Below are 12,161 nucleotides of genomic sequence, written 5' to 3' on the forward strand. Positions count from 1 at the left end.
GTAGCCTCGCAGCCTCGGACACCTCCATGCCGCCATACTTGGCCTTCAATTTAATGGGATGGATGTCTCTCCCGCCATCGGTAACGCTGCGGGTGTGACGCAACAGAATGGAGAGAGAAATGACAGTCGCATTCCTTGGAATTGATTTGGCTAAGAACGTTTTCCAGTTGCACGGAGTCAGCGCTGACGGGCAGGCCGTATTGAAGCGGCGTATACGCCAAGAAGGACTCTTGGCCGAGATCGCTAAGCTTGAACCTTGTGTGATTGGCGTCGAAGCCTGCACAGGCGCATTCTACTGGCAGCGGCAGTTCGAAGCGCTTGGGCATTCTGTCAAGGTGATCGCACCGCAGTATGTGAAACCGTTCGTCAAGCATCAGAAGAACGATCAGAACGATGCTGAGGCGATCTGCACTGCCTTGATGCTACCGAACATGAAGTTCGTGCCGACCAAGTCAGAAGAGCAGCAGGATATTCAGGCCCTGCATCGGGCGCGACGCCGCCTCGTCAATCACAGGACTGCACTGGTGAGCCAGATGCGAGGCCTGCTATTGGACCGCGGCATACCGATCGCCTTGTCAATCGGTCGGGCGCGGCGCGCCATCCCGGAGATCTTGGAGGACCAGGCCAATGGGCTGAGCGCGATGAGCAGGGAAATTATCGGCGACCTGTTCGACTTCATGGGGCAGATCGATGCGCGCATCATAGCCTTCGACCGCCGGATCGATGCGGTCTTCAAGTCCAATGAGGATTGTCGCCGGATCGCAAGGATCTGTGGTGTCGGCCCGAAGACGGCGACAGCTGTTGTTGCCGCAGTGGGCGACGGTCGAGAGTTCAAGAACGGCCGGCATCTGGCGGCGTGGATGGGGCTGGTTCCACGACAGCATTCCAGTGGCGACAAGAGGCTACTCATGGGGATCAGCAAGCGCGGAGACAGGCATTTGCGAACCCTGCTGGTTCACGGAGCCAGATCCGTGGTCCGAGTGGCTCAGCGCAAGACCGACCCCTTCAGTCAATGGGTCAACAGCCTTCGCGAACGACGTGGCATGAACCGCGCCATCGTCGCGGTGGCCAACAAGAACGCCCGGATCATCTGGGCCATGCTGAACAGAAACGAGGAGTTCCGCGCCGCCATTTAAGCGCGCAACGAGGATTGCAAGACGATCAAAGAAATGAACCGACCGGCAAACTCCGGTGTGTGAGGAACCTGGCTTTTATAATGGCCTGCCGAGGCCGACCATTTGTTGAGGCTCACCACGCGGAATTCCCATTTGGGCGCACCATCAACCGGTGACGCCGGATAGATGTTTGCAACCTGGGACCTGGCCGCGGAACAGATCAACGAAAATCTTGCAAAGGGAGAGACATCCATAGTTGTAAAAGCTGGCGCTGCTCATCCCGTGCTCCCGGCACAGCTCCGAGACCGGTACGCCGCCCTCCGCCTGCTTCAAGACAGCCATGATCTGCGCGTCGCTAAATCGTCCGTTCTTCATCGTAAATCTCCTCAGATATCTTGCCGAGAAAATTCCACTTTTGAACACCACTAATTTTAGGGGGGATTACCAACCCAAGCGAGGTTAGCGCACCGGAACGTAGTAGCTTTCCAACTTCAAAAATGGAGAGATCAGTAGGCGATTGAGTCATATTTCCAAATTGATAGGGAAGGCTCTGAGCCGACAGGGAACCAAGATTGGTTCAGTTGGTGCGTCAACCTTTCCAATCACCTCAAATGCTTTATTGAGCATCATGGTGACATCCTGTTCAACCATGCCGACATTGCCTGGCAGGAAAGTTCCGAAAGGATCCCAGTCAAAGCAACCGTATCTTACCAACTCTGCGCCACTATGAAGTTGGCTATACCATCGAACGACCCCCTCAAGCGAAATTGTCGAGTTCACAAAAAGACCGGTCGGCTCATCGGGCCGTAACGAATCCAAAGCTGTGGCCGCTTTCCCGGCAGAGTAGCCTGTCGCCATGATGTAGGAGTCCGGCACGGCAATCCCACGATCACTGTGTTCGGACAAAAATCCTTCAAGTCGTGCCGCTGTGTTGTGGTCCGCAAGGCGCCCGCCAACAAACCGCAGGGGGCCACTCCAGCTGAGTTCTTCTTCACATCGGTCGAGAATTAGTTTCGTAAGGTCTTTGGCTGCAGAGTAGTTGTCAGAGATCACCGACGGTGCGTTTTTCCCGGGCAGGTCGAGATTGATCGACTGAACGCCCGATGCACTGCAAAAGGCCGATATCCGGTCTGGGTCAGTTGCTCCGGTCGAGATCAGGCATTCGGCCTGATAGGAGATCAGTTCTTTGGCGGCTTCGAACTCAAGCTCAGGGTCGCGCTGTGTGCAGGTGACGACAGGAAAGAAACCCTTTGCGCGGGCCATCACCTCGAACTGTTCTGCTATCTCGCCAAAATATCGGTTGTCGTATTTCGGGACGATCATGCCGACAATGTTTGACCGTTCGCGGCGCAGAAGGCTGGCTTGTACGTTGACCGCGTAGCCTTGCTCTTCCGCAATTTTCATCACCCGAGCGGCCAGCTTTTTGCTGATTCGACGCTTTTCCCACGTCCCATTAAGGACTGAACTCACCGCGCTTGGCGATGCGTCGGCAAGTTTGGCAAGGTCGTAGATCGTTGTTCTCTTTGTCCCTTTCTCCATATTTTGTCAGGACTCCAGATAGTCAATGCAAATTTGTCAAAGCACATTGACTCAAAACAATCGATGGAGCAATGATGCACAATCGATGGAGCAAATTGCACTATCGGTTGCGCATTCAGTGTGATGCGTTGGGAGAAGTTCAATTCGGACCTTGGCACCCCGATCTGTGGGGAGCTTGCGGATCCGCATTTTCGTTCCAACGTCACATTCCGTGGGAGCGGGCGCAAAATTGACATGGAGGAGGTAACACATGAAATCGACCACATCACTTGCGGCCGCATCTACGCTGGTCGCCACACTTTTCGCTACCGCGGCAACCGCAGAAACCGTGGCATTCCTGATGCCGGATCAGGCGTCCACACGTTATGAAGAACATGACTGGCCCGGTTTCCAAGCCGCAATGGGCGAGCTGTGTGCGGACTGCACCCTGATCTACCAAAACGGCAACGGCGACGTGGCCCTGCAGCAGCAGCAGTTTAATTCGGTTATTGCCCAAGGCGCGACAGTCGTGGTTCTAGACCCCGTCGATTCCGCCGCGGCCGCTGGCCTCGTCGAGATTGCGCGTTCGCAGGATGTGAAGATCATTGCGTATGACCGTCCGATCCCGGATTCGCCCGCTGATTTCTATGTGTCTTTTGACAACGAGGGCATCGGCTTCGCCATCGCTCAGTCGCTGGTAGAGCATTTGCAGGCCGAAGGCGTTCCGGACGGCGCTGGCGTTCTTCAGATCAACGGCTCGCCCACCGATGCAGCCGCAGGCCTAATCCGCGACGGTATTGATCGCGCGCTGGATGCGTCGCCCTACGTAACCCTGTCGGAGTTCGACACACCTGACTGGGCTCCACCAAAGGCACAGGAATGGACTGCTGGACAGATCACCCGTTTTGGTAGCGATATCATGGGTATCGTCGCAGCCAACGACGGCACCGGTGGTGGCGCGATTGCGGCTTTAAAAGCTGCTGGTGCTGATCCTTTGCCGCCCGTCACAGGCAACGACGCCACGATCGCTGCACTGCAACTGATCATCGCAGGTGACCAGTATAACACGATCTCCAAACCATCCGAGATCGTAGCCGCCGCTGCTGCGGAGGTTGCTGTCATGCTACTCAACGGTGAAACGCCGGAAGCGACCTCGACGCTTTACGACACGCCTTCGCGGTTGTTCGTTCCTGCTGTCGTGACACAGGAAAACATCAAGGCAGAAATCTTTGATGCCGGAATCCAATCGGCCGAAGAGGTTTGCACAGCGGAATACGCAGACGCCTGTGCCGCACTCGGAATCGAGTAACAGCTAAAATGCGGCAACGCTACGGCGGTGCCGCATCACGAATTTCTGGGAGGAGAATAGCGTGTCGCAGGAGAAAAAATTTCCGACGAAGGGTGAGGTCATCCTGAAATTACGGGGCGTCGGCAAACAGTTCGGCGCTGTTACCGCGTTGGATAATATTGACCTTGATGTCCATGCCGGCGAAGTCGTCGCCTTGGTGGGTGACAACGGTGCCGGAAAATCCACCCTGGTCAAGGTTCTGGCGGGTGTGCATCAGCCCACGTCGGGCACCATCGAGTATTTGGGCAATCAAGTGACTTTGGATACGCCGGCGACCGCGCTCGAAATGGGCATCGCGACGGTGTTTCAGGATCTTGCGCTGTGTGAAAACCTTGATGTGGTTGCCAATCTTTTCTTGGGTCACGAAGTTTCGCCTTGGCGGATGGACGAGGTGCAAATGGAAGTGCGCGCCTGGACACTGTTGCAGGAGCTAGCCGCACGTATCCCATCCGTGCGCGAACCCATTGCCTCGCTTTCCGGCGGTCAGCGCCAAACGGTCGCGATTGCGCGCTCGCTTTTGCTGGACCCGAAAATCATCATGCTGGATGAGCCGACCGCAGCCTTGGGTGTCGCCCAGACCGCCGAAGTTCTTAACTTGATTGAACGGGTCCGCGACCGTGGGCACGGCGTCATCCTGATTTCACACAATATGGAAGACGTGCGTGCAGTTGCCGACCGCATCGTGGTGCTGCGGCTTGGCACCAACAACGGCGTCTTCACCGCCGAAACATCGCATCAGGAACTTGTGTCAGCGATCACCGGCGCCAGCGAGAATTCCGTGTCTCGCCGTGCTGCGCGCAAACTCGAAGAAGTAGGGGAAGACCAATGACCCAAGATACCCAGACTAATCCATCGGCCCCGCAGCTTGACCGCGCAGATACCCGTGTGCGTCACGATGCAGGTCTGCCGGGCGCGATGCGCGGCTTCGTCGACCAGATCAAATCGGGCGATTTGGGGATGTTGCCAGTTGCCTTCGGCCTGCTTCTGATCTCGGTGGTCTTCACGACCCTGAACCCCGTTTTTCTTGCCCCCAACAACCTTGTGAACCTGCTGTTTGATGCCGCAGCCGTGGGCCTGATCGCGCTTGGCGTGGTCTGCGTGTTGCTGCTTGGTGAAATCGATCTTTCCATTGGCTCGATGAGTGGTCTTGGATCGGCGATGACGGGCGTGCTCTGGGTCAACTCAGGTATTCCGCTACCGCTTACCATCATTGCGGTGATGCTGACCGGTGCCTGTGTGGGCATGCTTTTCGGCTTCCTGCGCAACAAATTTGAGATGCCAAGTTTCGTTGCAACCCTTGCTGGGCTACTCGCTCTGCTCGGCCTTCAGCTTTATATCCTCGGGCCTACGGGATCGATCAACATGCCGTTCACGTCACCCTTGGTGCGTTTCGGTCAAATCCTGATCATGCCTGCGTGGCTTTCATATATTGTCGCATTCGTTCCCGGTGTGCTGATCCTCGTGGGCGCGATGCGCACCAATCAACAAAGAAGTGCCGCGAACCTGTCATCGGGCGGAATGAGCGTTGCGGTCGTGAAAGCGGCAGTTTTGACAGTCGCTCTGCTGTTTGCTGTATTTTACTTAGAGCAAGGTCGCGGTGTGCCGTGGATGTTCGGGGTGTTCGTTCTGTTTGTCGTGATCCTGAACTATGCTTTGACCCGCACCAAATGGGGACGTTCGATGTTTGCCGTCGGCGGTAACGCCGAAGCAGCGCGTCGCTCGGGTATTAATGTTCAGCGAATCCGCCTGTCTGCGTTTGTCGTATGCTCGACTTTTGCCGCATTGGGCGGGGTCTTCGCTGCGGCACGTCTGGCATCCGCCAGCCAACAGGCCGGCACTGGTGACGTCAACCTCAATGCTATCGCGGCGGCGGTGATCGGCGGCACGTCATTGTTTGGCGGGCGCGGGTCGGCGTGGTCTGCATTGCTGGGTGTCTTGGTCATCATGGCAATCTCCAATGGGCTGACCCTGCTCAATCTAAGTTCGTCTTTGCGCTACATGATTACCGGCGCGGTTCTTGCCATCGCTGTCATCGTCGACTCGCTCGCCCGCCGTTCGCGTGCAAGCCACGGTCGTGCATAAGCCACCAAAGGAGCGGAACATGACCAACAAGATGGATGGAAAAACAGCCGCTATTACCGGTGCGGCTTCAGGGATTGGGCTCGAATGCGCCCGCATCCTGATCGAAGAGGGCGCACGGGTCGTGTTGATCGACAGGGCTGAGGATCGGCTGAAAACGCTGTGCGAAGAGTTGGGCGATAATGCCAAACCCTTGGTCATCGATCTCCTCGACGGGCCTCAAGTCTCGGGCATGTTGCCCAAGATCGAGGAACTCGTCGGTCCGTTGAACGTATTTCACGCCAATGCAGGCGCTTATGTTGGCGGTGCGGCGGCAGAGGGTAATCCCGATGAATGGGACCGGATGCTCAACCTCAATATAAACGCGGCCTTTCGAAGCGTTCAGGCCGTGTTGCCTCGGATGATCGAGCGCAAAACCGGAGACATCATCTTTACCAGTTCGGTCGCCGGTGTTGTGCCTGTGGTCTGGGAGCCGATCTACACAGCGTCCAAATTTGCGGTTCAGGCGTTTCTTCATGCGACCCGCCGCCAGGTTTCCGAATACGGCATCCGTATGGGTGCCGTTCTCCCAGGGCCAGTCGTCACGGCATTGCTAGACGACTGGCCCAAAGAAAAGATGGAAGAAGCCCTTGCGATTGGATCGCTCATGCAACCACGCGAAGTTGCCGAAGCTGTTCTTTTCATGCTGACACGGCCGCGAGGGGTGGTGATCAGGGACATGGTGATCTTGCCGAACAGCGTCGACCTTTGAACGCCAAGAAAGGACGCGGAGTATGACCAATTTAATCGCAGCTGAATCCTATCTCCTTGGCATAGATGTTGGAACGGGTAGTGCTCGCGCCGGAGTCTTTACAGCCGACGGGCGAATGGTGGGGACCGACAAATGCCCGACGCGTATTTTTCGTGAAGGCGGGACCATTGTTGAACAATCAAGCGCGGATATCTGGCAGGCTGTCGTCAAGTCAGTGCGCGGTGCGATAACCGCATCGGGCGTGCGGCCCGAGCAGATCAAGGGTATCGGCTTTGATGCAACCTGCTCTCTGGTGGTATTGGGCGACAATGGAGCGCCCCTGCCAGTAGGTGACCCCAACCATCCAGAGCGCAATATCATGGTTTGGATGGACCATCGCGCGCTCGAGCAAGCCGAGCGGATTAACGCGACCGGTCATCGGGTTCTTGATTACGTTGGCGGCCGCATCTCTCCAGAAATGGAAACACCGAAACTGCTCTGGCTCAAGGAGAACCGGCCCGAGGTCTTTGCCGAGGCTTGGCAGTTTATGGACCTCACTGATTTTCTAACATGGCGGGCATCGGGCGATCTTGCACGCTCGGTTTGCACGGTAACGTGTAAATGGACCTATATGGCCCAAGAGGACAGCTGGGACGCCGACTACTTCAAAACCGTTGGACTTGATGAGTTGGCCAACGAGGGGTTCAAACGGATAGGCACGAATATCGTTGCCGCAGGATCTGCACTCGGCGCGGGGATAACCCCACAGGCCGCCAATGAATTCGGCTTGGTACCGGGCACACCAGTCGCGGCCGGATTGATCGATGCCCACGCAGGTGGCATCGGCTCGGTCGGGGCAAAAGGTGGTGGCGGAGCAGAGGCCAATCTGGCTTACGTCTTTGGCACATCCTCCTGCACTATGACGTCCACGAAAGACCCCGTCTTTGTCCCCGGCGTCTGGGGGCCATATTATTCCGCGATGGTGCCCGGCCTATGGTTGAACGAGGGTGGCCAGTCCGCTGCTGGTGCCGCAATTGATCACCTGCTCGAATTTCACCCTCATGCCTCTGAGGCACACGCCGAGGCGGCGCGGGACGAACAATCCTTGCCGGCCTGGCTCGCTGGGCGCGTCGAAATGCGTCTCGGCGATGGTCAAGACGCAGGCGTTCTTGCGGGCAATGTTCATGTCGTGCCGGAGTTTCTTGGAAATCGCGCGCCGCATGCCGACCCACATACCCGCGCCGTCATCGCGGGCGTTGGCATGGAGCGTGACCTCGATAGCCTGATCGCCCTTTACGTCGCAGGGCTTTGCGGGATCGGCTACGGATTGCGCCAGATCGTCGAGGCGCAGGCCTCGGCGGGGGCACCGGTCGAACGCATTGTCATCAGCGGTGGTGCAGGGCGCAGCGACATGATCCGGCAGCTCTTGGCGGATGCTACAGGCGTCGAAATCGCGGCACCGTCAGCGGAGGAACCAGTTCTTCTTGGCTCGGCTATTCTTGGCAGCGTCGCGGGAGGTGTCCATCCAGACATCCACCGCGCCATGGAGAAAATGTCGACGTTCTCCTCGCGATACGAACCACAGTCGGGCGAGGTGCGCCAGCTTCACGACTCCCGGTTCAAAATATTCGATCAATTGCAATCAGTTGCCAGGCAAGCTGCTAACCGTTGAACCCGGTAATGGGACTTGGGTAAAGCTGATTAGGTTTTTCAAAAATACCCCAGGCCAAGTAAAATTTGTGCCCAAATCGAACGAGCGAAAGCAGGAGAAATGTTATGCATAGCGTGCTCGACCAACTCAGGAAAATGACAGTCGTGGTCGCCGATACCGGCGAAGTAGAAGCCGTAAAGCGACTGCGTCCAATCGATTGCACGACCAACCCTTCACTGGTGCTGGCATCGCTGCAGGACCCTGCATCCGAAGATCTTGTGGCGCGCGAAATTGAAACCGCGCGGAAGATGGGTTTGTCCCCTGAACAGATCGCGGGCACGCTGACCGTTGCAGTCGGCGCGAAACTCACACAACTTGTGCCGGGCCGTGTTTCAACCGAAGTCGATGCTCGTCTTTCGTTCGATACTGATGCTTCAGTGGAACGCGCACACGAGATTATTGCGGATTACGCCGAACGAGGGATCGGCAAAGAGCGTATTCTGATCAAACTTGCCGCAACCTGGGAAGGCATCCGCGCGGCCCAAGTTCTTCAGGACGAGGGGATCGACTGCAACTTGACGCTGCTGTTCTCGATAGCCCAAGCGGTTGCCTGCGCGGATGCCGGCGCATTCTTGATTTCGCCGTTCGTGGGGCGGATCACGGATTGGCACAAAAAACACGCGGGGCGTGACGCCTATGCACCACACGAAGATCCTGGCGTGTTGTCGGTCATGCGGATTTACGATCACTACAAATCCAACGGTATCAACACCATCGTCATGGGTGCATCGTTCCGCAACACGGATCAGATCAAGGCGCTTGCCGGGTGCGACAACCTTACGATCTCACCCAAGCTGTTGGACGAGCTTGCCCGGGACGAAGCTGATTTGCGGCGCGCCCTGTCTCCAGAGACCGCAACCGGCTCGGCAACAAAGACTATGGATGAGGTGAAGTTTCGTTGGGACATGAACGCAGATGCGATGGCGACCGAAAAGCTTGCTGAAGGTATCCGAAATTTCCACACAGATCATGTTAGGCTGATCGAAATTGTCTCATTGCGAATGCGCTGAAACCGAAAGGCAGTTGTTATACAACAGGCATCCAAAACCCTGACTGTTCGAAACTCTAACTCTGACGGGCTGCGCCAAAGATTAAGGTGACAGGCTAATCCAATGGCCGGTTTCTGTCGAACGGCAGCACGAGCCTGCCGCATGCTAAGTGCCGTAAGCGCACGCAGGGCGAAAACCGAATTCACAGTTCGGGTTCCTTTCTGCCATTCAACGCGATTTGCCCGAAGGTCCGCTGGTAATCCCCCCATTTTTAATGGGGTCCAGCCGTAGAATTCAGGCGGCTGTTTGCAGTTTCATTGCGGGTGTGATCCCGCCGATGCCCATGTTGGGCCGTTCGTTGTTATAAGTCCACAGCCATTCAGTTGCCTGGTTCTGTGCCTCCTCGATCGTATCGAAGATGTATTGACTGAGCCATTCACCTCGAACTGTGCGGTTGTAGCGCTCAATGTAGGCGTTCTGCTGCGGCTTTCCGGGTTGGATGTATGCCAGAAGAACGCCCTGCTTTTCGGCCCACTCCATGAGCTTGCCGCTGATATATTCGGGCCCATTGTCAATACGAATGGTTTTGGGTTTCCCACGCCATTCGATGACCTGGTCAGGCTACGCACGACGCGTTCGGCAGGCAGTGAGAAGTCCACCTCAATGCACAAGCCCTCGCGGTTGAAGTCATCCAGGACGTTCAGTGTCCGGATCGACCGGCCATCAGAGAGCTGATCTGCCATAAAATCCATTGGCTATGTCTCGTTGGGCCTGTCAGGCACTGCCAATGGTTCGGGCTTGTCCCGCTTGAGCCGTTTCTTGGGTTTTATGCGCAGATTCAGCTCCAGTTCGCAGTAGATCCGATACACCCTTTTGTGGTTCCAGCCATAGCCCTGCACGTTGCGCAGATACAAAAAGCAAAGGCCAAAGCCCCAGGTGCGCTTGTTCTCGGTCAACCGTTCCAACCAATCGGCGATCTCCTCATTCTCATCGCTCAAGATGGGGCTGTACCGATAGCACGTCTCGCTGATCTGAAACGCGCGGCACGCCAGCGCAACGCTGATCCCAAGCTGTGCGACCGCGTTCATGGCCATCTCTCGTCGCTGAGATGGCCTTAAGGCTTTTTTCCAAGGGCCTCCTTGAGCAACTCATTCTGCATGCTCATCTCGGCATACATCTTCTTCAGTCTGCGGTTCTGCTCGGCCAGCTGTTGTTGCCGCAGTGGGCGACGGTCGAGAGTTCAAGAACGGCCGGCATCTGGCGGCGTGGATGGGGCTGGTTCCACGACAGCATTCCAGTGGCGACAAGAGGCTACTCATGGGGATCAGCAAGCGCGGAGACAGGCATTTGCGAACCCTGCTGGTTCACGGAGCCAGATCCGTGGTCCGAGTGGCTCAGCGCAAGACCGACCCCTTCAGTCAATGGACCTGTCCCGCTTTGGGCGGCTGCGGAAGGCCCGTAGACCACGCGGACTGACCTGCATGACGTTGCACATACGTTGGATGGAAAACGCGGATTGGTGCTCTTCGATGAACTTGAACCTCACGGCTTTTGGCTCGCGAAGAACACCGTGGCCTTTTTTAATATCTCCCGCTCCTCCTTGAGAATGCGGTTCTCGCGTCGAAGCCGGTCATTCTCTTGGGCGAGGCTCATATCTTCTTTCGAAACCACATCTGTATCTCGATGCGCGGTGATCCATTTGTTCAGCGTCGACATCCCGACGCCCAGATCATCTGCCACCTGCTTACGCGTAAGCCCGCTGGTCAACGCGATACGCACCGCATCCTGGCGGAATTCGTCCGTCCGTTTCAGTCCCATAGTCAGTCTCCTTTGGTGCAGTAAATGCTATCAAAGGAGCGGCATCAAACTGCGACAGGTCCAAATTGATTTTCTTCTGGGCTGGCGATACTGTACCGATGTCGGTGTCGCTTTCCATTGCAGGACCCATGGCTCTTGTATGAGCCATGCCCTTGGGGGTGCCCCAGCGCCGACACCCTAGCACCTTGTTGAATGGAATGGGGCATCGGGCCGTGTGGCCTGCGTTGCCCCTTCCAATAGTTTGAGGACGCTCTCCCTGCGGAGAGTTAGTCACTCTAGCACGCTCTCATCGAGCGCGGCTTCTCGCTGCCTGACCAGCTGCCGAGCCGCGCGGTGCTCGGGTGAGCCAGGAGACAAGGCGTGGAGGAAGTAGCGGAGCATAAGATCCTTTTCATCGTCCGAGGTCTCATCCTTCTGCTTGATGGCGCCCAAGACCTGCATTCGAGTGGCCTCGGTCATCTTGCCGTAGTGAGCTTCCGTGATGACCATGCTCTCGTGCCCAAGATTCAGTGACCAGGCCTTTCGCTCTTCAGAACGGGTGCAGATCTGATCGCCCAGCACTTTGAGGCAATGGCGCGCTGAATGGGGCGAGTAGGACTGCCCGACGCCTGTGCTTGCAATGCGAAAGGCTCTATTCACCGCCCCGGTCGTTTCTAGAATCGGAAGCGGTGTCGCGCCGGTTTTGGGCGTCGTGAGATACTTGCTGTCAGGAAATAGAGCGTCCTCTTCGCCAAATCCATTGCTTTCCAGTTCCCGTTTCCATTCCACCACGACGAGTCTGATCTCGTTTGGCACCGGAAACCATCGGACGGTGAAGCTTTTCCCATTCTTCGCCCGCATTTCGCGAGCATCC

At 56.7% G+C, this 12,161-nt stretch carries 9 protein-coding genes and 4 pseudogenes; 8 read left to right on the forward strand and 5 right to left on the reverse strand.

What is annotated here, in order from left to right; genetic code table 11:
* Positions 1 to 119 precede the first annotated feature (119 nt).
* Positions 120 to 1,136 (forward strand): IS110 family RNA-guided transposase, encoded by a 1,017-nt coding sequence (locus TRIHO_RS11660; RefSeq protein ID WP_068243558.1) that lies wholly within the window; start codon positions 120 to 122, stop codon positions 1,134 to 1,136.
* Between the two features lie 231 nt (positions 1,137 to 1,367).
* Here the strand turns inward: TRIHO_RS11660 and TRIHO_RS23310 are convergent.
* Positions 1,368 to 1,490 (reverse strand): annotated as a pseudogene (locus TRIHO_RS23310) (transposase); the annotation flags it as partial.
* Between the two features lie 147 nt (positions 1,491 to 1,637).
* On the reverse strand, positions 1,638 to 2,654 hold the full coding sequence (locus TRIHO_RS11670; protein WP_068243564.1) for a substrate-binding domain-containing protein: 1,017 nt from the start codon (positions 2,652 to 2,654) through the stop codon (positions 1,638 to 1,640).
* A gap of 250 nt (positions 2,655 to 2,904) precedes the next feature.
* On the opposite strand from TRIHO_RS11670, the gene TRIHO_RS11675 reads away from it, so the two are divergent.
* The 6 genes from TRIHO_RS11675 (at position 2,905) to tal (ending at position 9,511) form a co-directional block, all read left to right on the forward strand.
* Positions 2,905 to 3,942 carry a substrate-binding domain-containing protein gene (locus tag TRIHO_RS11675; protein ID WP_068243569.1) on the forward strand — a complete coding sequence of 346 codons (1,038 nt, stop codon included), beginning with the start codon at positions 2,905 to 2,907 and terminating at the stop codon, positions 3,940 to 3,942.
* A gap of 61 nt (positions 3,943 to 4,003) precedes the next feature.
* The gene (locus TRIHO_RS11680; protein ID WP_068243572.1) at positions 4,004 to 4,810 is read left to right on the forward strand and encodes an ATP-binding cassette domain-containing protein; all 807 of its coding nucleotides are present in this window, start codon (positions 4,004 to 4,006) and stop codon (positions 4,808 to 4,810) included.
* Positions 4,807 to 6,063, forward strand: coding sequence for a sugar ABC transporter permease (locus TRIHO_RS11685; RefSeq protein WP_068243576.1), 1,257 nt, complete (start codon positions 4,807 to 4,809; stop codon positions 6,061 to 6,063). The genes TRIHO_RS11680 and TRIHO_RS11685 overlap by 4 nt, the downstream gene beginning before the upstream one ends.
* Before the next feature lie 19 nt (positions 6,064 to 6,082).
* Positions 6,083 to 6,811: an SDR family oxidoreductase gene (locus TRIHO_RS11690; RefSeq protein ID WP_068243578.1), complete on the forward strand. Its 729-nt coding sequence runs from the start codon at positions 6,083 to 6,085 to the stop codon at positions 6,809 to 6,811.
* A 22-nt stretch (positions 6,812 to 6,833) separates the two neighbouring features.
* Positions 6,834 to 8,462, forward strand: a complete 1,629-nt coding sequence (locus TRIHO_RS11695; protein ID WP_068243581.1) for an FGGY-family carbohydrate kinase — start codon at positions 6,834 to 6,836, stop codon at positions 8,460 to 8,462.
* Between the two features lie 104 nt (positions 8,463 to 8,566).
* Positions 8,567 to 9,511, forward strand: coding sequence for a transaldolase (tal, locus tag TRIHO_RS11700; protein ID WP_068243584.1), 945 nt, complete (start codon positions 8,567 to 8,569; stop codon positions 9,509 to 9,511).
* A 273-nt stretch (positions 9,512 to 9,784) separates the two neighbouring features.
* Here tal and TRIHO_RS11705 read toward each other — a convergent pair.
* Positions 9,785 to 10,709 (reverse strand): annotated as a pseudogene (locus TRIHO_RS11705) (IS3 family transposase); the annotation flags it as partial.
* Here TRIHO_RS11705 and TRIHO_RS23315 point away from each other — a divergent pair.
* Positions 10,697 to 10,915, forward strand: a pseudogene (locus tag TRIHO_RS23315) (transposase); the annotation flags it as partial. The pseudogenes TRIHO_RS11705 and TRIHO_RS23315 overlap by 13 nt on opposite strands.
* Here TRIHO_RS23315 and TRIHO_RS11710 read toward each other — a convergent pair.
* A pseudogene (locus TRIHO_RS11710) lies at positions 10,914 to 11,308 on the reverse strand (transposase); the annotation flags it as partial. The pseudogenes TRIHO_RS23315 and TRIHO_RS11710 sit on opposite strands and share 2 nt — an antisense overlap.
* 270 nt (positions 11,309 to 11,578) lie before the next feature.
* Positions 11,579 to 12,161 (reverse strand): integrase (locus TRIHO_RS11715; RefSeq protein ID WP_082705122.1); only part of this gene is annotated, 583 nt, incomplete at its 5' end.

The organism is Tritonibacter horizontis (assembly GCF_001518015.1).
Classification (GTDB): Bacteria; Pseudomonadota; Alphaproteobacteria; order Rhodobacterales; family Rhodobacteraceae; genus Epibacterium; species Epibacterium horizontis.

Excerpts from the sequence above, each read along its gene's own strand:
- TRIHO_RS11660 (WP_068243558.1), top strand. The coding sequence starts at position 120 with ATGACAGTCGCATTCCTTGGAATTGATTTGGCTAAGAACGTTTTCCAG.
- TRIHO_RS11670 (WP_068243564.1), bottom strand. The coding sequence starts at position 2,654 with ATGGAGAAAGGGACAAAGAGAACAACGATCTACGACCTTGCCAAACTT.
- TRIHO_RS11675 (WP_068243569.1), top strand. The coding sequence starts at position 2,905 with ATGAAATCGACCACATCACTTGCGGCCGCATCTACGCTGGTCGCCACA.
- TRIHO_RS11685 (WP_068243576.1), top strand. The coding sequence starts at position 4,807 with ATGACCCAAGATACCCAGACTAATCCATCGGCCCCGCAGCTTGACCGC.
- TRIHO_RS11690 (WP_068243578.1), top strand. The coding sequence starts at position 6,083 with ATGACCAACAAGATGGATGGAAAAACAGCCGCTATTACCGGTGCGGCT.
- TRIHO_RS11695 (WP_068243581.1), top strand. The coding sequence starts at position 6,834 with ATGACCAATTTAATCGCAGCTGAATCCTATCTCCTTGGCATAGATGTT.
- tal (WP_068243584.1), top strand. The coding sequence starts at position 8,567 with ATGCATAGCGTGCTCGACCAACTCAGGAAAATGACAGTCGTGGTCGCC.